The sequence below is a fragment of the Citrobacter sp. Ce129 genome (assembly GCF_030334545.1).
GTDB lineage: Bacteria > Pseudomonadota > Gammaproteobacteria > Enterobacterales > Enterobacteriaceae > Citrobacter > Citrobacter europaeus.
Genome location: NZ_JAOWDS010000073.1, coordinates 635,619 through 657,483 on the forward strand (window position 1 = coordinate 635,619; position 21,865 = coordinate 657,483).

At 54.8% G+C, this 21,865-nt stretch carries 13 protein-coding genes and 2 pseudogenes; 4 read left to right on the forward strand and 11 right to left on the reverse strand.

The window, feature by feature from the left end; genetic code table 11:
• Positions 1–646: 646 nt before the first annotated feature.
• Entirely contained in the window at positions 647–1,924 is a 1,278-nt protein-coding gene (gene csiE / locus OGV77_RS22545) for a stationary phase inducible protein CsiE (RefSeq protein WP_047409489.1), read from the forward strand.
• Here csiE and OGV77_RS22550 read toward each other — a convergent pair.
• The 4 genes from OGV77_RS22550 to OGV77_RS22565 all read right to left on the reverse strand — a co-directional run bounded on the left by OGV77_RS22550 (position 1,919) and on the right by OGV77_RS22565 (position 8,776).
• On the reverse strand, positions 1,919–3,067 hold the full coding sequence (locus tag OGV77_RS22550) for a 3-phenylpropionate MFS transporter (protein WP_043017203.1): 1,149 nt from the start codon (positions 3,065–3,067) through the stop codon (positions 1,919–1,921). The genes csiE and OGV77_RS22550 overlap by 6 nt on opposite strands.
• A gap of 88 nt (positions 3,068–3,155) precedes the next feature.
• Positions 3,156–3,998 (reverse strand): aldose 1-epimerase, encoded by an 843-nt coding sequence (locus OGV77_RS22555; RefSeq protein WP_087050924.1) that lies wholly within the window; start codon positions 3,996–3,998, stop codon positions 3,156–3,158.
• A complete protein-coding gene (locus OGV77_RS22560; protein WP_075145820.1) occupies positions 3,998–5,437 on the reverse strand; it encodes a sugar porter family MFS transporter in 1,440 nt (479 codons plus the stop codon). Before OGV77_RS22560 ends, OGV77_RS22555 begins: the two co-directional genes overlap by 1 nt.
• A 72-nt stretch (positions 5,438–5,509) precedes the next feature.
• Positions 5,510–8,776: a DUF5107 domain-containing protein gene (locus tag OGV77_RS22565; RefSeq protein ID WP_087050925.1), complete on the reverse strand. Its 3,267-nt coding sequence runs from the start codon at positions 8,774–8,776 to the stop codon at positions 5,510–5,512.
• A gap of 114 nt (positions 8,777–8,890) precedes the next feature.
• On the opposite strand from OGV77_RS22565, the gene OGV77_RS22570 reads away from it, so the two are divergent.
• Positions 8,891–10,084, forward strand: a complete 1,194-nt coding sequence (locus OGV77_RS22570) for an ROK family transcriptional regulator (RefSeq protein ID WP_043017207.1) — start codon at positions 8,891–8,893, stop codon at positions 10,082–10,084.
• Between the two features lie 3 nt (positions 10,085–10,087).
• Here OGV77_RS22570 and OGV77_RS22575 read toward each other — a convergent pair.
• Positions 10,088–10,279, reverse strand: a pseudogene (locus OGV77_RS22575) (transcriptional regulator); the annotation flags it as partial.
• 5 nt (positions 10,280–10,284) lie between these two features.
• Between OGV77_RS22575 and OGV77_RS22580 the strand changes: the two are divergent.
• Positions 10,285–10,506 (forward strand): annotated as a pseudogene (locus tag OGV77_RS22580) (oxidoreductase C-terminal domain-containing protein); the annotation flags it as partial.
• Here OGV77_RS22580 and glyA read toward each other — a convergent pair.
• Complete coding sequence (glyA, locus tag OGV77_RS22585) at positions 10,497–11,750, reverse strand: serine hydroxymethyltransferase (RefSeq protein ID WP_043017209.1); 1,254 nt, start codon at positions 11,748–11,750, stop codon at positions 10,497–10,499. The pseudogene OGV77_RS22580 and the gene glyA overlap by 10 nt on opposite strands.
• Before the next feature lie 326 nt (positions 11,751–12,076).
• Between glyA and hmpA the strand changes: the two genes are divergently transcribed.
• Complete coding sequence (gene hmpA, locus OGV77_RS22590; RefSeq protein ID WP_075145818.1) at positions 12,077–13,267, forward strand: NO-inducible flavohemoprotein; 1,191 nt, start codon at positions 12,077–12,079, stop codon at positions 13,265–13,267.
• Positions 13,268–13,368: 101 nt separating this feature from the next.
• On the opposite strand, the gene glnB is transcribed toward hmpA, so the two are convergent.
• From glnB to purL, 5 genes are all read right to left on the reverse strand, one after another.
• Positions 13,369–13,707 carry a nitrogen regulatory protein P-II gene (gene glnB, locus OGV77_RS22595; protein ID WP_002914032.1) on the reverse strand — a complete coding sequence of 113 codons (339 nt, stop codon included), beginning with the start codon at positions 13,705–13,707 and terminating at the stop codon, positions 13,369–13,371.
• A gap of 68 nt (positions 13,708–13,775) precedes the next feature.
• A complete protein-coding gene (gene glrR / locus OGV77_RS22600; protein ID WP_304502307.1) occupies positions 13,776–15,110 on the reverse strand; it encodes a two-component system response regulator GlrR in 1,335 nt (444 codons plus the stop codon).
• Positions 15,110–15,853 (reverse strand): two-component system QseEF-associated lipoprotein QseG, encoded by a 744-nt coding sequence (gene qseG / locus OGV77_RS22605; protein ID WP_087050927.1) that lies wholly within the window; start codon positions 15,851–15,853, stop codon positions 15,110–15,112. The genes glrR and qseG overlap by 1 nt, the downstream gene beginning before the upstream one ends.
• A gap of 22 nt (positions 15,854–15,875) precedes the next feature.
• Complete coding sequence (gene qseE / locus OGV77_RS22610; protein ID WP_105179687.1) at positions 15,876–17,306, reverse strand: two component system sensor histidine kinase QseE/GlrK; 1,431 nt, start codon at positions 17,304–17,306, stop codon at positions 15,876–15,878.
• Positions 17,307–17,895: 589 nt separating this feature from the next.
• Positions 17,896–21,783: a phosphoribosylformylglycinamidine synthase gene (gene purL / locus OGV77_RS22615; RefSeq protein WP_286502979.1), complete on the reverse strand. Its 3,888-nt coding sequence runs from the start codon at positions 21,781–21,783 to the stop codon at positions 17,896–17,898.
• Positions 21,784–21,865 lie beyond the last annotated feature (82 nt).

A 21,865-nucleotide genomic window follows, 5' to 3' on the forward strand; every position in this document is an offset into this window, starting at 1 on the left:
AGAACATGTAATTCCGGCTCAGGGTTCCGTTCACCTCAGCGCTCTGACTTTCAGCTATATCCTTTTTGCTGTTCAAACATGTTCAAATAAAAATACAGATGGTCAGGCGTGGCTGGTCCGGCTGAAAATTGCCGACGTGTTTCCGTAAGGCCGGGAGAGCCAGCATGGATGCTGGCTCAGGGCGCGCTTTACAGGGACGTTACATCGCGCCCGGCCCGGTAGCCTGGAGGAATAAGCGGAGGGCACCGCGGAGCGGCAATTTTCCCGCCGGGAGCCGGGATTGTTAAGGGTGCGCGATAGCACCCTTAACACGTTCACTGGCGTTCAGTGTACAGAAAAGCGATGAACATGAGGTGAACGGAACCTTTCTCTAAAAAAGCATATTCATTATGCTCCGCCAACCTATGTTGATCCTCAAGCGTTAACATAACGCCATTGCGCAAAATGCCGGTTTTTTTATATCTAAACAAAAGATAAAACAGTGAAAAAGCGGATTAACGCGCTGCGTTCCACTACCGCTATCTGTTCCGCACGTTAAAAATTCTGTGACGCTCCCCAGCATTCCTGGTGGAAAGCATTCCATTCTCAAAATCTATGAGCAAACTTTAGCTATTCTTATCAAACATACTCACGGGAGGCCCTACAGATGATGTCAACGCTTGCTCCACCATCTGTACTTTCCGTTCCCCAGCGCCGTTGCCAGGTGCTGCTGACCCTTTTCCTGCCGGGACAAATCGCGACTGCGCAAACCTTCAGCAGCCTCAACGGCGTGGATGATGCCACTGTTCAGGAAGATATTATTGGCGCAGGGCTTGAAATCCAGCGCTATCATCGACTCGCCATTACCACCGCGCTCAATGGCGGCTATGCGATCGAAGGGACCCCGCTAAATCAGCGTCTGTGTCTGTTGCAGTGGCTGCGCCGCGGTCTGCGGATCTGCCCAACTTTTATCGCTCAGCATTTCACCCCCACTTTAAAAATGGCGCTAAAACAACAAGGTATCGCACGTACGCTGTATGACGACACCAATCTGCATGCGCTCATTAATCTGTGTTCCCGCCGCTTGCAGAAGCCGTTTGAGTGCCGTGACATCCAGTTCCTGCGCCTGTATTTACAATATTGCCTGCTGCAGCATAATGCGGGGAACACGCCGGAGTTTAATCCGCTCCAGCAGCGCTGGGCGCAATCCTGCGCGGAGTACGCTCTGGCTGAGGAGATTGCCCGTCACTGGCAACGTCACGTCATGCAGAGTGCGCCGCTGGGCGAATCGCTGTTTATGGCGTTGTTGTTCTCAATGATCCGCATCCCCGACCCGATTCGCGATAATCACCAGCAGGATCGCCGCCTGCGCCTTGCTATTGCACGGCTGGTGCTGCGTTTTCGCGAATACGGCAATGTGCGCTTCAGCGATGAGCAAGGGCTGAACGATCAGCTGTATATTCATCTTGCTCAGGCACTTAACCGCAGCATGTTTGCTATCGGCATTGATAACACGTTGCCGGAGGAGTTCAGCCGACTTTATCCCCGGTTAGTTCGAACTACCCGCGAGGCGATACACGGCTTCGAAGCGGAATACGATGTCCAGTTTTCAGAAGAAGAGATCGGCCTGGTCGCCGTTATTTTCGGCGCCTGGCTGATGCAGGAGAAGGATTTGCACGAAAAGCAGATTATCCTGCTGACCGGTAGTAACGAACAACTTGAAGCGCATATAGAGCAACAGCTGCGCGAACTGACGCTGCTGCCGCTCAACGTAAAACATATGCCGATGCAGGACTTTCAAAAAGAGGGTTCGCCGCGCGGTGTAACGCTGATTATTACGCCGTACACTACGCCGCTGCCGCTGTTTTCACCCCCATTGATTCATGCGGATCTGGCGCTTACGCCGCATCAGCAGCAGCAGATCCGCAAAATCCTCGAATCATAACGTCGCAGGCTGCGCCACTACTTTCGGGCGCAGAACGATTGCCGGGAGCGCCACCAGCGCCATCACCCAGAACACGCCGCTGCCCAGATTCTGGTACAAATAACCCGCGAATACGGTCATGATGGCGATACTGCCGCCCATCGCCACCGCGGAATAGACCGCCTGCAAACGAATCACTTCGCTCCCCTGGCGTGCCGCGATATAGCGCATTGCCGCCAGGTGGCAGACAGTAAAGGTTCCACAATGGAGGATTTGCACCACGATAAGCCACGGCAGATCGGTGCTCCAGCCCATCAATCCCCAACGCGCCACGCCGCAAACGGCGGAAAGCAGCAGCAGATCGCGGGCGCTGAAGCGGCGGAACAGCTTGTGGCTGAGCGCGAAAATAATCACTTCCGCCACCACGCCTAATGACCATAAATAGCCCACCGCCGAAGCGGAGTATCCGGCAGACTGCCAGTAGATGGCGCTAAAACCGTAATAAGCGGCATGCGCGCCTTGCAACAAACTCACGCAGGCAAGAAAACGCCAGCTTTGAGTTATCAGCGCGCGCCAGGCAGGCCATCCAGCGCTCTCCTGCTGACGGTTTTCACCCGCTGGCTGCACGCTCGGGCGAATCATCATGCCCAGCAGCATCGAGGCGGCGCCAAGCGATAGCAGGACCAGGATCACCCGATAGTCGAACAGGCTCACCAGTTTGCCGGTCAGCGCGGAGCCGATCACAAAGGCCACGGATCCCCACAGTCGCACCCGACCGTAGTCCATGGTTATCTGTTTTTGCCAGGTGTTGGCCAGCGCGTCAGTCAGCGGTACCAGCGGTGAGAAAAACAGGTTGAAGCCGACCATCACCACCATCAGCCATGCCACGTTGGTTCCCGCCCAGAAGGCCAGCGCAAACACCAGCGTCAACAGAGCCAGAATACGTAAAGCTGAGATCAGCCGGGAGGGATCGCTCACGCGCGGCGCAATCAGCAAACTACCGAGAAAACGGGCAATCAGCCCCGCTCCGAGCAGTAAACCGATGGTTTCCGGCGTCAGCCCCAACCCTTCGAGCCAGACGCTCCAGAAAGGCAGAAAGATACCGTAGCTAAAGAAGTAGGTGAAATAACCGAGCGCCAGCCAGCGCGTGGAATGCAAAGCCATGAATCCCTCCCGTTTGGAGGCGATAGTCTGGCGACAAACGCAGGCTGGCGCAAGAGAGCATTAACAGGCAGATAACATGATTTTTGCCCTATTCAACGCAAATTTGCATCGCAAAATGGCAGCGTTCTCCCTGCGCTAAAACCTGCAATCCCGGCTGCCCCTGCATGTTGTGGGCATTCACCGGATGCGTTTGCGGCTCCAGGCACAGGAACTCCTCACCCGACATTCTGAACAGCATCAACCACGGAGTTTGCGCTAAAATCGTGACTCTCATCACATCTCGCTGAATAACGGCCCGCCCACTCCAGCCTGAATAGCCGACGTTTAGCCAGCTATCCTCACCGTATTGCGCATGCATGAAATCCGCCGCTGACGGGATATCTCGTTGCCATTCCAGCGGCAGATGCTGTTCCCCCTCCGGCCAGTAGCCGCTGCTGGAAAACTGCGCCGTGCTGTGCTTATCAAAGGCGAAAAACGGATGGAACCCACAGCCATAAATCATTGGCCGCTCACCGCAGTGGGTGAGCGTCAACGAGGCGTGCAGGCTCGAGGTTTCCAGTTGATAGCAAAGCTGCGCCGTATAGTCATAACCGCAGGGATGCCAACTGCGCAACTGCAGCAGACAACCGCTTTGGGTGACGGTGATAACCTGCCAGCGTTGCAGCCAGCCGTCACCGTGCAGGAAAAAGGTGTCGTCTGCGCCATGTTGAGGTAATACGATCTCTTCACCGCGCAGCATAAAACGATTTCCCGCCACCCGATTCGCGACCGGCAGCATCGGGAACAGGCCACAGTCACCGGGCTGCTGACCATGACCTTCGCGTAAAATTGCCTGTTGATGTTGTAACGAAACCAGACTTAATAGCGAACCACCCTGCGAGTCTACGCACATCTGCAGATGTGCGTTTTGTAGCGTCAGAAGCCTCTCCATTAGCGGGCGCTTCGTTGTTGGGTTGATGCGCCAACCTTCGTATGCCGCGCCGCCAGCTGTTCTTCCAGCGCTTCCAGCGTCACGCCTTTGGTTTCCGGTACATTACGCAGAACATAGATAAAGCCCATCGCACAAATCACACCGTACAGCAGGAAGCTTCCCGACGCGCCCAGACTCGCATTGAGCAGCGGGAAGGTATAGGTCAGCAGGAAGCAGGCAATCCACAGCGCCAGCGTACCCAACGACATTGCCAGCCCACGGACGCGGTTAGGGAAAATTTCAGACAGCAGCACCCAGGTCACCGGGGCCAGCGTCAGGGCATAAATAGCGATCGCCGCCAGCACCAAAACCAGAACCGGCCAGCCCATAATGCCCAACCCGTACGCCCCGGCAATCAGTATATAGATAACCGTTAATCCTGACGCACCGAACAACATCAGTTTACGACGACCAATTTTGTCCACTAACGGCAGAGCGGCCAGGGTAAAGACCAGGTTGATGATCCCTGTCGCCACGATCGATTTTAACGTACCGTTAATATCAAATCCGGCAGAGGCGAAGATCTCCTGCGCATAGTTGAAAATAACGTTGATCCCACACCACTGCTGGAACACTGCCAGCACCATGCCAATAATCACGATCGGTTTGATCTGCGGATGTAACAGCGTTGACCACGCGACCTTGTGATTATCTTTTTGCAGCGTATGTTCAATCTCTTTCAGCGTTTGCCCGGCATATTGCGCCGAACCAATGCGCTGGAGCATGGCACGCGCACGATCGACTTTGCCCGCTTTCACCAGCCAGCGCGGCGATTCAGGAACAAAGAACATCAGCACCAGGAAAATTACCGCGGGCACTAATTCTGCGCCAAACATCCAGCGCCAGCCCGTCTGACCGTTCCAACTTTCAACAATTGCTTGCTGCGTAGCGCCTGTAGCAACAGGTTCGGCAATCATCAGGTTGATAAGCTGCGCCGCCAGTACGCCAATGACGATGGTGAGCTGGTTAACGGCAACGAAGCGACCACGTTTTTCAGCCGGGCTAACCTCGGCGATATACAGCGGGCTTAGTGCGGACGCCAGACCGATCCCCACGCCGCCAACGATGCGGTAAACAATAAACATGTCGAAATTACTGGCGACGGCGGTTCCCCAGGCGGAGGCGCTAAAGAGGATCGCCGAGAGAATTAGCGGCATCTTTCGGCCAAACTTATCGGCGCACCAACCTGAAATCAACGCGCCAAAGATACAACCGACCAAAGCCGAACTCATCGCCCAGCCCGATTGCGCCGGATCGGTAATCGAGAAATAAGCTTCATAGAAGGGTTTTGCCCCGCCGATCACCACCCAGTCATAGCCAAACAGTAAACCACCGCAGGCCGCAACCAGGCAGATAGTCCAGACGTAACCAATCTTTAAATGTGTCTGCGCGTTATTCATTATGATTCCTCTTTCAGGGAAACGCAGGGGACAGTAGGTTTCGGGTGAGGTTGGCCCCACCCGTTTCGGGTGTTACTGGAAAAGCCTTACGTTAATGGCGTGACGCAGCAGCAATGCCTTGTCATGCGCCGGATTGCGTTGCAGGAGTGCGTCAAGTTCGCGCTGACAAGCGGCACTATTTCCCAACCCCAGATGCCCGAGCGCATTGATAAACAGGCAGTGTTGCTGGTGTTTTGCTTGTGCTGAGGTATCCAGCACCACCAGATCGGGTAGCGAGACGGCAAAGAAATCGACATCCGGGACGTTGTCGCGATGCGACTCTACCCATTGCAGGAAGCTATTGAACAGCGCGTCCGCCTCTGCGTTATCGCCAAGTTTTCTCTGCGCCATCCCCTGCCAGAAGAGATAGTCCACAGGCTGGTCGTTGTAGTAACGTCCGGCATCCAGTGAGCTACCCCCGCGCGTCGCGCGGGAGAAGTAGCGCTGGGATTCCTCGAAATGCCCCTGCAGTTGCGCGCAATGCCCCAGCAAATACCAGATGTCATTATCCGTTTGTCCGGGTAAACGCCCCTCTCCAAGGTTTTGCGGGTAATGCAACGCTTGTTGCAACTGCGCGATGGCGGTTTGCAGGTCACCAGACTGAACGGCAGCCAGTGCGCGATGCATCTGATTCAGCAAATATTGCCCGGTGGCTTTACCTTCACCGCCTTCCCACGGATGGAACTCGCGCTCACGTAAAACTGCCGCAGCATCGTCGTAGCGCCCCAATCCATTCCACAGACTGAGCAGTTCTACCGTCAGGTCGTCACGATGGAAGACAATCTCTTTGCTGGCTTCCAGCCGCTGCAGACGCTGCTCAGCGGGTTGCGCCATCAGCTTTTTGAGATAGTCGAGTTCAAACAAGAAACGGGCATTGTGAGGCTCCAGCGCCACGGCCTGCGACAGATACTGCATCGCCTGCTGCGCATCGTGCAGCTTGTTCCAGGCATAGATCCCCAGTAAACGGTGCACCGGCGCGAAATCCGCTTCCTGCGCAAGCGTAAACTGCCAGCAGGAAACCGCTTCGGCATAGCGCCGTTTGCTGTACCAGAAACAGCCGAGTAAATAGCGGGCAAAAGCGCTCTTTTCGAGGTTTTGCAGCATCTGCACTTCATCCAGCGTGTTGGGGAAACGTACGCGGTTTTGCAGGCATTCACGGGCACGTTCGATGAACGGTTGTGGATTGTCGCTCAGCGAGGCACGCCACAGCATCGGCAGCGTTTCCTGGCTGTCGAGCAGTTCCAGCACGCCTCGGGCAGCATCTTTTTGCCCCAAAGAGGTCAGCCAGCCTGCCAGTTCACACGCATTGGTACCGCGCCGCCCGGTAATCGAGATCAACGCAAGCGCTGTTGCCTCATCCTGGCAAATGGCCCAGCGCGCATAGTGCAGGGTATAGCTCAGCGGATAATCAACCAGCTGCTGGCGAATGTAGTCCAGAGCTTGCGCATTGCGATCAAGCTTCGCCAGCGCCAGCGCTTTCAGCCCCATTGCCAGGTTGTTACTGCCGTTAAATCGCAGGCTCTGCTCGACTTTTTCCAACGCGCCAGCGTAGTCCTGGCGCTTCATCGCCAGACGCGCTAACGACCAGAAAGCCGCATCCCGACAGTTGCCGCTCCAACTGGCCTTATAATAATTATCCCAGGCGCTGTCATCGTCGCCCTGACGTTCCTGTGCGGCGGCCAGTAGCATGCTCGCCTCGCCATCACGCGGGTTTTTATTGAGCTTATGCGCCCGTTCCAGCGCCTTGCCCGCACAATGCGCCGCCAACGCCCAGTCAGCGCGGTTTAGCGCCAGCGTCCCCAGGGCCACATTATTGCGGTAATCCAGCGGATCAACGTCCAGCGCGCGACGATAATAATCTTCAGCATAGCGGCTGGCGTGGTTATATTGCTCAAGATGCTGACCAATAAAATAGAGCTCATCGGTATTGGAAAGCGCTTCTGGCAGCGCTGGCGCGACGGCCGCCGAAGGCAGCGGTAACTCTTGCGCAATGTGCTCTTCATACTGCAAAAGCGTAGCGCCATCAGCGCCAGTGACGGTCATCGTCACCCGGGCATCGCCATTGTCTGACACCTCAGCCAACCAGCTCTGCCCCGGCTCAAGGGTGAAGGTATTTTCATAGAACGGCTGCCCGTGTGCGGCAAGCGTAACCTGAACATCGCGTAACGGCGCAATCGCATAAACGCCCACTGAAAGCTGGCCAGGCTCACGCACCAGACGAAGCGCCAACTGCGTGCTGGCGTTTTGCACCATTCCCAGCTCGCTGTAAGGCAGGAAGTTTTGCACGAAGACTTTCTCTTCGTAAGGCGCAAGCCAGGTGAAGTCCGGTTGGTTATCGGTAAAGACCCCGGTCATCAGTTCGATATACGGACCGTTGTCATCGGTGAGATTACGATCCCAGGCGACGCCAAAGTCGCCATGCCCCCAGGTCCACTGTTTTTTCCCCGGAGAAACATGGTGATCGGCCACATGCAGCAACCCACCGCGCTCGCCGTGATGCCAGGCGCCAACAAAATCATAATCTGATTTTTCAGCCATATAGGAGGTCGGCACGGGTACGTTTTTGTAGCGCGAGATATCCACGCCAGCCGAGTAGTCCACTTTGTAGTAGGTGCCGGTGGCGATGGGAAATGCAGAGACATCGCGCTTACCGTGGTCGAATACCGCCGTCACATCCGGTGGGAACACGCTCTGGTGATCGTCGCCGCCCTTCACCGCCGGGTTCGCCCACCATAAGAAGTGGCGCGGGGTAGCGTTACCGTTAAATACCTTCCCGGTTATCTCGATCAACGCGCGATCCGGATACAGCGTGAATCCGGTCATGACCTGTAAACCGCGCATAGGCTCTACCTCGCCCATCCACACGGTGTATTCGCCCTGCTCACCCTGCTGCTGCGTAAAATCCACCGGCATAAAGGTGGTTGGGCGATGATGTTGCGGCCAGTTAAACTCAATGCCGCCGGAGATCCACGGCCCAAGCAGACCGACCAGCGCGGGTTTCACCACTTCGTTGTAGTAGACGAAGTCGCGCTGCTGCACTTTGTCATACGCGCGATGAATGCGTCCGCCTAATTCCGGCAACAGCATGATGCGAATAAAGTCATTCTCCATCCACACCGCCTGATAGTCGCGCATTTCACGTTTGCCGGTCAGCGTATCAATCACGCCGTAGGGATAAACCGCCCCAGAAGATCCCTGATAAACCCGTTTTTCCAGAAACATTGGGTTGGCATCTTCTTCACCCGCCGTCCACGTTGGGAGGGTGATCGTTTCCTGCCAGACTTTAACTGAACCGTACATGCCGCTCTCCACTCAATAAACAAAAGTAAAAATTCAACTTGACGCTATTCTGCGGCAGTTAAGTGGCGTTAAAATGCGCAATGCTCACGCAATATAGTTAAGGGAGTTAAGTAAATGCAGCGTTCGGGGTTCAACAACGCCAGGGTACGTCAGGCGAATAAACAGATTTTTCTGTCACATCTGTGGCGGGAAAAGCAGCTCAGCAAGTCACAGCTGGCGCAGCTCACCGGCCTGTCGATCCCGGCGGTTAGCAATATCCTCGAAGAGCTGATGGATGAAGGGAGAATCAGCCATTCGCGAGAAACCTTAAGCCAGCGTGGTTTGAGCAGCGGCAGTTATCATTTGCCAGAAAAAGGCGCCTGGACGCTGTGTATCAACGTCACCCCCACCAGCATCACCAGTCAACTGGCGGACGCGCGGCTGGTTGCCGTCGGTGACTGGCAGCATGAAGTCATCAACCCCGAGTCGCCAAAAGCGCTGCTGACAGCACTGGCGGCGCACTGGCGGGAATACCGTCGACAATTTCCTGATGTCACGATTAATCTGGCGCTTGGCGTTCACGGTCAGGTTGATCCGATAACCGGCGCATCAAAAACCATGCCTCAGGCCCCGTGGAAAACACCGGTGGAGATAAAGTATCTGCTGGAGGAGATGCTCGGCGTACAGGTCCGGCTGGACAATGACTGCGTGATGCTGGCACTGGCGGAAAAATGGCAAAACCCGGCGGCTAATGGTGATTTTTGCGTGATTAACGTTGATTACGGTATTGGTTCATCGTTTGTGATTAACGATAACATCTGGCGCGGCAGTCTGTACGGCAGCGGTCAGATTGGGCATACCATCATTCATCCCGATGGGGTCGCCTGTGACTGTGGCCGTTATGGCTGTCTGGAAACGGTGGCGTCCTTGAGCGCATTGAAAAAACAGGCCCGCGTGTGGATGAAATCGCAGCCGTCATCCCTTTACGACCCGGAAACGCTCACCACCGACCAGCTTATTGCTGCCTGGCAGAACGGTGATGTCCGCATTCAGGCCTGGGCCGAACATGCCGCTAGCGCCATCGGGCTGAGTTTATATAACTTTTTGAATATACTGAACATTAATCAAATATGGTTGTATGGCCGTAGCTGCGCGTTTGGCAATAGCTGGCTTAATACGCTGGTACAACAAACCGGGTTTAACCCGTTCGATCACGGCGATAACCCGCGTGCCAGAGCGACTCAGATAAGCTTCGGTCAGCTTAACCGCGCCCAGCAACTAATGGGGATTGGCTATCTGTATGTCGAGTCGCAGCTTAGCGAGCTATAGCCATTACTCCGTCAGGCTCACCGCTAAACGTTCATGTACCGTGGCGATCAAATCGGTCAATGCCGGTTTGATTGGCCCTTTTTTCCACGCCATCAGCAGGGCAATGGTCGGGACATCGCCCACACCAGGGCGAAAAACCACCTGTCCGGTATTAAAATCATTCATATAACCGGGTATCAAAGTCCCCTCCAACCCAGACCGATGCGCAGAAAGCAATCTGGTTTAACTCACAGGATGGCGTGATTATCGGGGCAGTAACGTTGAATCAGGGGCGAGAAATACGTTTATTGAGAAAATGGATTCAGGCAAAGAAAAAGCCGCCAGCGGCGGCTTTAGCGATGAAACAATCTTACTTAAGTGAATATAGCTGCCGGATAAGGTGTTTACCCCGCCATCCGGCAATCCGTATTACTTACGCGTAGACCGGGAAGCGTGCGCAGATATCCAGCACTTTACCTTTGACGCGCTCGATAACGGCTTCGTCATTGATGTTGTCCAGAACGTCACACATCCAGCCAGCCAGCTCTTTCACTTCCGCTTCTTTGAAGCCACGGCGAGTCACAGCCGGGGAACCGATACGGATACCGGAGGTCACAAACGGGCTCTTCGGATCGTTCGGCACGCTGTTTTTGTTAACGGTGATGTTAGCGCGACCCAGTGCGGCGTCAGCTTCTTTGCCGGTCAGGTTTTTATCAACCAGATCCAGCAGGAACAGGTGGTTTTCAGTACCGCCAGAAACCACTTTGTAGCCACGGTTCAGGAACACTTCCACCATCGCTTTGGCGTTTTTGGCAACCTGCTGCTGGTAAACCTTGAACTCAGGCTCCATCGCTTCTTTCAGCGCCACGGCTTTCGCCGCGATCACGTGCATCAGTGGGCCGCCCTGCGCGCTTGGGAACACGGCAGAGTTCAGTTTTTTGTACAGCTCTTCGTCACCGCCTTTCGCCAGGATCAGGCCGCCGCGCGGACCCGCCAGGGTTTTGTGGGTGGTGGTGGTCACAACGTGTGCGTGTGGAACCGGGTTCGGGTAAACGTCTGCGGCAATCAGGCCGGCAACGTGCGCCATGTCAACAAACAGATATGCGCCGATGCTGTCAGCGATTTCACGCATTTTTGCCCAGTCAACAACACCGGAGTATGCAGAGAAGCCACCGATGATCATTTTCGGTTTGTGCTCTTTGGCCTGCTTAGCCATGTCTTCGTAGTCAATTTTACCGGACTCATCAATACCGTAAGGGATGATGTTGTACAGTTTGCCGGAGAAGTTAACCGGGGAGCCGTGAGTCAGGTGGCCGCCTTGCGCCAGGTTCATACCCAGAACGGTATCGCCCGGTTGCAGCAGAGCAGTGTACACGGCAAAGTTAGCCTGAGAGCCGGAGTGCGGTTGTACGTTAGCGTAGTCAGCGCCAAACAGCTCTTTTGCACGATCGATAGCCAGTTGCTCAACGATATCAACGTACTCGCAACCGCCGTAGTAGCGCTTGCCCGGATAACCTTCAGCGTATTTGTTGGTCAGCTGAGAACCCTGCGCCTGCATAACACGCGGGCTGGTGTAGTTTTCGGAGGCGATCAGTTCGATGTGCTCTTCCTGACGTACTTTTTCCTGCTCCATAGCCTGCCACAGTTCGGCATCATAATCGGCAATGTTCATTTCACGCTTTAACATCCGCATCTCCTGACTCAGCTAACAAGTAAATTTTGGCCTGAAAAGGCAGTCTTCCAGGACTTCGGCCAACAGTATAACCGAATCATTCTTCGATAACAGGTCTTGACAAAGGATTTTACGCAAACGATTACCTTCACGGCACACAAGGCTTTGGAGAACAAAGGTCTGCTGAATTTCAACGGATTTCTTTTCAGGTTTGTGATGCAGATTTTTCACGATGTAACCTTTACAACGCAAAGTTACAAAGAACCATTTACAATGCAGGGGTATTTTTTATAAGATGTATTTGACATACATCATTAAAGTCTCAGATAAAGGAAGACCGTATGCTTGACGCACAAACCATCGCTACAGTGAAAGCCACCATTCCCCTGCTGGTTGAAACAGGCCCGAAGCTGACCGCTCATTTCTACGATCGCATGTTTACGCATAACCCAGAGCTGAAAGAAATCTTCAACATGAGTAACCAGCGTAATGGCGATCAGCGTGAAGCGTTGTTTAATGCCATTGCCGCGTATGCCAGCAATATCGAAAACCTGGCGGCGTTGTTGCCAGCCGTTGAGAAAATCGCGCAAAAACATACCAGCTTCCAGATTAAACCGGAGCAGTACAACATCGTGGGTGGCCATTTGCTGGCAACGCTGGACGAAATGTTCAGCCCAGGTCAGGAAGTTCTGGATGCGTGGGGCAAAGCATACGGCGTGCTGGCGAACGTTTTCATCAACCGTGAAGCGCAAATCTACAGCGAAAATGCCAATAAAAATGGCGGCTGGGAAGGTACCCGTCCTTTCCGCATCGTGGCAAAAACCCCGCGTAGTGCACTCATCACCAGCTTTGAGTTTGAACCTGTCGACGGTGGCGCAGTGGCTGAATATCATCCGGGGCAATACCTGGGCGTCTGGCTGAAGCCAGAGGGTTTCCCGCATCAGGAAATTCGTCAGTACTCACTGACCCGTAAACCCGATGGCAAAGGCTATCGAATTGCCGTGAAGCGTGAAGACGGTGGTCAGGTTTCCACCTGGCTGCACAACCATGCAAATGTTGGCGACGTTGTTCACTTAGCTGCACCTGCGGGCGATTTCTTTATGGATGTCGCGACCGATACTCCTGTGTCTTTGATTTCCGCAGGCGTGGGTCAGACCCCGATGCTGGCGATGCTGGATACGCTGGCAAAAGCGCATCATACGGCGCAGGTTAACTGGTTCCACGCGGCAGAAAATGGCGATGTACACGCCTTCGCCGATGAAGTGAATGAACTGGGCAAAACGCTGCCACGCTTTAGCGCACACACCTGGTATCGTGAGCCAACCGAAGCCGATCGCGCGAAAGGTGCGTTTGATAGCGTTGGTCTGATGGATTTGAACAAACTGGAAGGCGCAATCAGCGATCCGGCGATGCAGTTTTATCTGTGCGGTCCGGTTGGCTTTATGCAGTTCGCCGCGAAGCAGTTGGTCGGTCTGGGCGTGAAAAACGAGAACATTCATTACGAATGTTTCGGCCCGCATAAAGTGTTGTAATGTTTTACGCGAGCAGGCCGGATAAGGCGTTTACGCCGCCATCCGGCAACCACTCTGCCTGATGCGCTACGCTTATCAGGCCTACAAATTAACGGCGCGGCTTAGATTGCCGCGTCGTCTTCTTCGCCGGTACGGATACGAATAACACGCGCCACATCGAAGACAAAAATCTTACCGTCACCGATCTTACCGGTCTGGGCAGTACGAATAATAGTGTCAACGCAGGTATCGACGATGTCGTCGGTGACCACAATTTCAATTTTTACCTTCGGCAGAAAATCCACCATATATTCCGCACCACGGTACAACTCGGTATGGCCTTTCTGACGGCCAAACCCTTTGACTTCTGTTACAGTCATACCGGTAATGCCGACTTCTGCCAGCGCTTCGCGGACGTCGTCCAGCTTGAAGGGTTTAATAATCGCATCAATCTTTTTCATGGTTTTCCTGTCGTTTTTATCGCGTAACCGGTTGCTCACCGTATCATAAATCAGTCGTATTTACGGTGCTACTCTTTAAAGTCGTTTGCATCCAGCTCATGTCGAGAAAGCAATTTATAGAATTCGGTGCGGTTGCGCCCCGCCATTCGCGCTGCGTGGGTCACATTGCCCTTGGTGATTTGCAGCAGCTTACGCAGGTAATTGAGCTCAAACTGGTTACGCGCCTCAACAAAAGTCGGCAGCGCGGTGTTCTCGCCTTCCAGCGCCTGCTCCACCAGCGCGTCGCTGATTACCGGCGAAGAGGTCAACGCCACGCACTGCTCAATCACGTTAACCAACTGACGCACGTTGCCCGGCCAGCTTGCGGTCATTAACCGTTTCATAGCATCGGTCGAAAAGGCGCGAACGAACGGTTTGTGTCGTTCAGCAGACTGACGCAGTAGATGGTTTGCCAGCAGCGGAATATCTTCCGTACGCTCGGCCAGCGCCGGGATCTTCAGGCTCACCACGTTGAGGCGATAGTACAAGTCCTCGCGAAACTCACCTCGCGCCATCGCTTTGGGTAAATCACGGTGAGTGGCGGACACGATCCGCACATCAATGTCGATATCGCGGTTACTGCCCAGCGGTCGGACTTTTCGCTCTTGCAATACGCGCAGCAATTTAACCTGCAACGGCGCGGGCATATCGCCAATCTCATCCAGAAACAGCGTCCCACCCTCCGCGGCCTGAAACAGCCCTTCACGATTGCTCACCGCACCGGTAAAAGCGCCGCGCGCATGACCAAACAGTTCGGACTCGAGCAGTTGTTCCGGCAACGCACCGCAGTTAATGGCAATAAAAGGCTTGTGGCTACGCGGGCTGGCGTTGTGAATGGCCTGGGCAAACACTTCTTTCCCGGTGCCGCTTTGGCCGTTGATCAGTACGCTTACGTCCGATTGCGCTACCATACGCGCCTGTTCCAGTAGGCGCAGCATCAGCGGACTGCGGGTGACGATGGACTCACGCCAGCTGTCATCAGTGGCAGGCGCAGACTGTTCCAGCGCCCCGTCGATCGCGTGGTACAACGCGTCTTTATCGACCGGCTTGGTGAGAAAGCTGAACACTCCTTGCTGCGTCGCCGCCACGGCGTCAGGGATGGAGCCGTGCGCGGTGAGGATAATAACCGGCATTCCTGGCTGAACTTTCTGGATTTCAGTAAACAGCTGCATGCCATCCATTTCATCCATACGCAGATCGCTAATAACCAGATCCACTTTTTCACGGTTCAGCACCCGTAACCCTTCCTGCCCACTTTCCGCGGTCACGACGCTATAACCTTCGCTGGTCAGTCGCATTCCAAGTAATTTCAACAGGCCTGGATCGTCATCCACCAGCAGCAGATGCGCGGGCTTACGGCTTATCATGGCGTGACCTCATTAGCAGACGGCGCTGCGCTTTCCTCGTTATCAGGCAGGGTGAGTTTATCGTTCCCGTGCGACGCATCGGGGTTATAGCTACCAGCAGGTTTGCGCGTGGAAAGCTGGCGTTCAATATCGGTCAGATTCTCCAGCTTGCGGGTCGTGAGATCGAGCTGGGACTGCAAATGCTGTTGCTGTTCACGCAGCGTATCAAGATCGCTGTCTGACGCTTGCTGCAGCTTGCTGTAGCGCATACGCTCTTCGGCAAGCTGCAGCTGCAACGTCTGGCTGCTGCGCCAGACCTGATACAGCGGGCGAACCTGTGGCGGAATTTGCGGGCTTAATGCGTCGAGGCGCGTAACAGCCTCCCGTCTTTCAGGTGGCGTAATATTGGCGTTATCGAGCAGGATCCCGCGCCTGAAAGCCCCCTGCCAGGTATCTGGCACCATCATACTGGCTTCACTGCGCGCCTGTACCGGCATCAGGCGATTGGCGCAATCCATCGCCCGCAGCCAGTACAGCGGATTGGTGTCTGTGGGCTGACCAGACAGCGACCAGATATCGCTACAGTCGGTTGCCAGGTAGTCCGCCAGTTGATGAGGCGGAATTTTCTCCTGCGAGGGGTCGCCGATAATATGATTCACCGCGTTCGGAACGCAACCTACCAGCGCCAGGCACGGCAGGCTTGCGAGGATGACGCGGCGGAAAAAATGTCGTTTAAGCATTCGGACAACAACGTATGGCATACTCACCAGACTTAGGTTTATTTTAGTGATTTTTCGCAGCAGATAGCGGCAATTCTATGCGAAAACAAACATTTTGCGCATGGTCATCAACCAGATACAGTTTGCCCCGCATACGGCGGATACAATCTCTGGCAATGCTCAGCCCCAACCCGCTTCCTTTTACCGCCCCTTTTCGCTGATGGCTACCCTGGAAAAAAGGCTCGAAGATCATGGCCTGTTCTGCTTCTGGAATCGGAGTGCCGGTATTCATTACATCAATGTATACCATTGAGCCATGCAAACTGCTGCGGATCCAAATGTTACCGGATTCAGCGCCGTAGTGCACCGCATTGGAATAAAGATTGTCCAGTACGCTCATTAATAGCATCGGTTCTGCCAGACAGGCGTTCACCGCAAGCGCAACATCAGTATGTATCATTTTGGCGCGAGCGGGCAGGCTGTGCGCAGAAACAACGCTTTCCACCAGCGGCGCGATTTCCACACTTTCAAGCTCAACCTCGTCATCCGCCAGCTTGCGGTTGTAATCAAGAAGCTGTTCAATCAGCTTTTGCAGGTTGCGGCTACTGTCATCGAGAATACCGACCACCTCTTTTTGCTCCGGCGTTAACGGTCCAACCACCTGATCGGCTAACAGTTCGGTCCCTTCACGCATGCTCGCCAACGGCGTTTTCAATTCATGGGAAAGATGGCGTAAAAACTGATGCCGTTGCGACTCAAGCCAGGAAAGACGTTCGCTCAGCCAGATAATGCGCTGCCCCACGGAACGCAGCTCCCGGGGGCCGGTAAATAATACGCTATCGCCCAGCGAGCGCCCTTCTCCCAGACGATTAATCATTTTTTCTATGCCCTTCACCGGACCGATTATCATGCGGGTAAACAGCAACACCATCGCCAGGCTGACCAGAAACAGCACCAGTGCCTGCCAGCCAAAGAACTGCCCACGTTCGGCTATTTCCTGCTGGAGCTGCTGCCCACGAGAAAAGACGACGGTGCGCGTCGCTTGTACCATGTCGGTGTTGGCACTGGCGAACGCTTCCAGCCGCGCGGCCGCCACACTGTCAGGACCGCTGTTATTGCACTGCAACTGCGCGAGATCGTTAATGTCCTGACGCAGCGCCTGATAAAGCTTGGTGTCTGGCAACACGCCCGCATGCGCATCCAGCATGTCGCTGTAGCGTTTACGCTGACTCTGATAAACCTTCGCCAGCGTGGGGTCATCCAGCACACAATATTGCCGGTAGCTACGCTCCATCTCCAGCGCGGCATTGGTCATCGCTTCGCTGCGTCTGGCGTCAATCAGCGTGGTGCGGTTCGTCAGCGCCGCCTGCGCGCTCAGGGCATTCAGACTTTGCCACGCCTGCCAGGCCAAAACTAACAACGGCAGCAGGATAAGCAAAAATGCCAACGTCACCAATTGACGTAAAGATCGGGGGAAAACTGACCAGCGCTTCAAGGCGTTACTCTCAATGGACAGGAATAGGTTGATGCTAACTGAGGGGAACGCCAGATACAACAAAGCCGGGATCAACCCGGCTTTGTTGTGAAATAAGGCGGTGCCTAACTCGACGTTTCGCCCGAAGGTTGATATGAGCAACGCTAATATCAGATGTTGGACGGCAGGCACCTTGTTGTGCGTCATTCGAAGTTTATGTAGCACGTCCCGAAGGGGCTGACATAAGAAGGTGAATGAGCCACTGAGCGATATTATGCAGCATCTGTGCCAATATTCAAAACACTTTATTAACACAATGATAAATATGGAAAATGTGATTATTCATATGAAAAATGATTTTGGCTGTTTTTTACTCTTTATGTCGCCAATCAGCAACACCTGTAGCGATTAAAAACAAACTCATTTTAAATCAAATAATTAAATGTCTCTTTTTGGCGACAACTCACCCCCACCCATGTCGGGATTTCCCGACACTTTGCTTTTAGGCGTAAGCGCTGAGTTTATTGCCGGATGGCAACAAAAGCGCCTTATCCAGCCTACAACACAAAAAAGCCCCTCACGGAGAGGGGCTTGATGACGATTGAACTAATTAGCCGAGCTGTTTACGCGCGTTGCGGAAGATACGCATCCACGGGCTGTCCTCGCCCCAGTTTTCCGGATGCCAGGAGTTGCTCACGGTACGGAACACGCGTTCCGGGTGCGGCATCATAATAGTGACGCGACCATTTTCTGTGGTAACGGCTGTAATACCGTTTGGCGAACCGTTCGGGTTAGCCGGATAGGTCTCGGTCACCTTACCGAAGTTATCAACGTAGCGCAGCGCCACCAGACCTTTGCTCTCAAGCTGAGCCAGATGCGCGCCGTCACGCACTTCCACACGACCTTCACCGTGAGAAACGGCAATCGGCATCATCGAACCCACCATATCGGCAAGCAGTAAAGACGGGCTTTGCGTCACTTCGACCAGGCTGAAGCGCGCTTCAAAGCGGTCGGAATGGTTACGCACAAAACGCGGCCACAGGTCGCTTCCCGGGATCAGTTCACGCAGGTTAGACATCATCTGACAACCGTTACATACCCCGAGCGCCAGCGTTTGCGGACGATGGAAGAAGGTTTCGAACTCATCACGGACGCGGTTATTGAACAGAATCGATTTCGCCCAACCTTCCCCTGCGCCGAGTACATCGCCGTAAGAGAAACCGCCGCAGGCTACCAGCGCCTGGAAGTTACCCAGACCGATGCGTCCGCCCAACAGGTCACTCATATGCACATCGATGGCGTCAAAGCCCGCACGGTGGAAGGCTGCCGCCATTTCAACGTGGGAGTTCACGCCCTGCTCACGCAGTACGGCCACTTTTGGACGCGCACCGGTGGCGATGTACGGCGCGGCAACATCTTCGTTGATATCAAACGACAGTTTAACGTTGAGGCCTGGATCGGCATCGTTAGTTTTAGCGTCATGTTCCTGATCGGCACACTCAGGGTTATCGCGCAGACGCTGCATCTGCCAGGTGGTTTCCGCCCACCACATACGAAGCTGTGTGCGGCTTTCGCTGAACACATTCTGACCATTGGCGCTCAGAGTGAAACGATCACCCGTTACCGCCTGACCAAGATAGTGCACGCAATCCGCCAGCCCGTGAGCAGCCAGAGTCGCTTCTACCGCTTCACGCTCAGCAGCGCGAACCTGGATAACCGCGCCCAGCTCTTCGTTAAACAGCGCCGCCAGACGATCGTCGCCCAGAGTGCTGATATCAACCTCAATACCGCAGTGCCCGGCGAAGGCCATTTCAGCCAGCGTCACCAGCAGCCCACCGTCGGAACGGTCATGGTAGGCCAGCAGCTTACGCGCAGCAACCAGCGCCTGAATCGCGTCGTAGAAGCCTTTCAGTTGCTCAACGTTACGCACATCGGCAGGCTTATCGCCCAGTTGACGGTAAACCTGCGCCAGTGCCGTAGCCCCCAGCGCATTATTACCGAGACCGAGGTCAATCAGCAGCAGGGCATTGTCTTCGGTAGAGAGTTGCGGGGTAATAGTGTGGCGCACGTCTTCCACGCGGGCAAAGGCGGTGATCACCAGCGACAGTGGTGAGGTCATTTCACGCTGTTCATTACCTTGCTGCCAGCGGGTTTTCATCGACATAGAGTCTTTGCCCACCGGAATGGTCAGGCCAAGCGCCGGACATAATTCTTCCCCAACGGCTTTTACCGCTTCGTACAGGCCGGCATCTTCACCAGGATGACCCGCAGCCGCCATCCAGTTAGCCGAAAGTTTAATGCGTTTGATATCGCCAATCTGCGTTGCCGCAATGTTGGTCAGCGCTTCACCTACCGCCAGACACGCAGAGGCCGAGAAATCCAGTAATGCAACCGGCGCACGCTCGCCGAGAGACATCGCTTCACCGTAATAACTATCCAGGCTTGCGGTAGTGACCGCGCAGTTGGCGACCGGAATCTGCCACGGACCAACCATCTGGTCACGCGCCACCATGCCGGTAACGGTACGGTCGCCGATAGTCACGAGGAACGTTTTCTCTGCAACAGTCGGCAGATGCAGCACGCGGTTAACCGCATCTGCAATCGAGATTTCGCCACGATTCAGGGCATCGCCTTTGGCTTTCAGCGTCTGCACATCGCGGGTCATCTTCGGCGTTTTACCAAGCAGCACATCGAGCGGCATGTCGATCGGCTGGTTGTTGAAGTGGCTGTCGCTGAGCGTGAGATGCTGTTCTTCGGTGGCTTCACCGATCACCGCATACGGCGCGCGCTCACGCTTACACAGTTCATCAAACAGCGGCAACTGGTCGGCGGCAACCGCCAGCACGTAGCGCTCCTGGGATTCGTTGCACCAGATTTCCAGCGGGCTCATGCCCGGCTCGTCGCTAAGAATATCGCGCAGTTGGAACTTACCGCCGCGACCGCCATCACTGACCAGCTCCGGCATAGCGTTAGACAGGCCGCCCGCGCCCACGTCGTGGATAAACAGGATCGGGTTCGCATCGCCCATCTGCCAGCAGCGGTCGATAACTTCCTGGCAACGACGTTCCATCTCAGGGTTGTCACGCTGCACGGAAGCGAAATCCAGATCGGCATCAGACTGGCCGGAAGCCATAGAGGAAGCAGCCCCGCCACCAAGACCGATGTTCATCGCCGGACCGCCAAGGACGATAAGCTTAGCGCCAACGACGATCTCACCTTTCTGCACGTGATCGGCGCGGATGTTACCGATCCCGCCCGCCAGCATGATCGGTTTATGGTAGCCACGCAGCTCTTCGCCGTTGTGGCTGTTCACTTTCTCTTCATAGGTACGGAAGTAGCCGGTCAGCGCCGGGCGACCAAACTCGTTGTTAAACGCCGCGCCGCCCAGTGGCCCTTCGGTCATGATATCCAGCGCGGTAACAATACGGTCCGGCTTACCAAAGTCTTCTTCCCACGGCTGTTCAAAGCCAGGAATACGCAGGTTGGAAACGGAGAAGCCCACCAGCCCGGCTTTCGGTTTTGCACCGCGACCCGTTGCGCCCTCGTCGCGGATTTCACCGCCGGATCCGGTTGCCGCGCCCGGCCACGGAGAGATAGCCGTCGGGTGGTTGTGAGTTTCAACCTTCATCAGGATGTGGGCTGGCTCCTGATGGAAATCGTAGCGACCCGTTTTGTGGTCGGCAAAATAGCGGCCCACTTCGGAACCTTCCATTACCGCGGCGTTGTCTTTATAGGCAGACAGAACGTGGTCCGGCGTGGTTTCGAATGTATTTTTGATCATCTTGAACAGCGACTTCGGCTGCTGTTTACCGTCGATGATCCAGTCGGCGTTGAAAATCTTGTGGCGACAGTGCTCGGAGTTGGCCTGCGCAAACATGTACAGTTCAATGTCGTTCGGGTTGCGCCCCAGTTTGGTGAACGCATCCTGCAGATAGTCGATTTCGTCTTCCGCCAGCGCCAGACCCAGACGCAGGTTAGCGTCGATCAGCGCCTGGCGTCCCTCACCCAGCAGATCAACGCTGGAAACCGGCGCAGGCTGATGATGAACAAACAGTTTTTCGGCATCGTTCAATGCAGAAAAAACCGTTTCCATCATGCGGTCGTGCAGTTCATCGGCAACCATCTGCCATTGCTCAGCGGTCAGCGTCGAGGCTTCGACATACCAGGCAATACCACGTTCCAGACGGCTAATCTGTTGCAGGCCGCAGTTATGGGCAATATCAGTCGCTTTAGAAGACCACGGGGAGATGGTGCCGGGGCGAGGGGTAACCAGCAGCAGTTTGCCTTCAGGGGCGTGGCTGTGCAGAGCAGGACCATATTTCAGCAGGCGTGCAAGCTGAGCGTGCTCATCCTCATTCAACGGTGCATTCAGATCGGCAAAATGGACGTACTCGGCGTAAATATTGTGGACCTGGAGGTTGGCAGCCTGAAAACGTGCCAGCAGTTTGTTAATACGGAATGCAGACAGTGCAGGTGAACCACGCAGAATTTCCATCATAAGTCTCTCGTCTTCTAAGCTTTCGGTGTGCCCAAGTGGGGAAACGGGCGTCATTATAAAGAATCTACCGCGCCGACGAAAC

What these genes read in the sequence shown, in the direction of transcription:
- purL (WP_286502979.1), bottom strand. Translation starts at nt 21,783, where the DNA reads ATGATGGAAATTCTGCGTGGTTCACCTGCACTGTCTGCATTCCGTATT.
- qseG (WP_087050927.1), bottom strand. Translation starts at nt 15,853, where the DNA reads ATGCCATACGTTGTTGTCCGAATGCTTAAACGACATTTTTTCCGCCGC.
- hmpA (WP_075145818.1), top strand. Translation starts at nt 12,077, where the DNA reads ATGCTTGACGCACAAACCATCGCTACAGTGAAAGCCACCATTCCCCTG.
- OGV77_RS22570 (WP_043017207.1), top strand. Translation starts at nt 8,891, where the DNA reads ATGCAGCGTTCGGGGTTCAACAACGCCAGGGTACGTCAGGCGAATAAA.
- glnB (WP_002914032.1), bottom strand. Translation starts at nt 13,707, where the DNA reads ATGAAAAAGATTGATGCGATTATTAAACCCTTCAAGCTGGACGACGTC.
- OGV77_RS22550 (WP_043017203.1), bottom strand. Translation starts at nt 3,067, where the DNA reads ATGGCTTTGCATTCCACGCGCTGGCTGGCGCTCGGTTATTTCACCTAC.
- glyA (WP_043017209.1), bottom strand. Translation starts at nt 11,750, where the DNA reads ATGTTAAAGCGTGAAATGAACATTGCCGATTATGATGCCGAACTGTGG.
- OGV77_RS22565 (WP_087050925.1), bottom strand. Translation starts at nt 8,776, where the DNA reads ATGTACGGTTCAGTTAAAGTCTGGCAGGAAACGATCACCCTCCCAACG.
- OGV77_RS22560 (WP_075145820.1), bottom strand. Translation starts at nt 5,437, where the DNA reads ATGAATAACGCGCAGACACATTTAAAGATTGGTTACGTCTGGACTATC.
- csiE (WP_047409489.1), top strand. Translation starts at nt 647, where the DNA reads ATGATGTCAACGCTTGCTCCACCATCTGTACTTTCCGTTCCCCAGCGC.
- OGV77_RS22555 (WP_087050924.1), bottom strand. Translation starts at nt 3,998, where the DNA reads ATGGAGAGGCTTCTGACGCTACAAAACGCACATCTGCAGATGTGCGTA.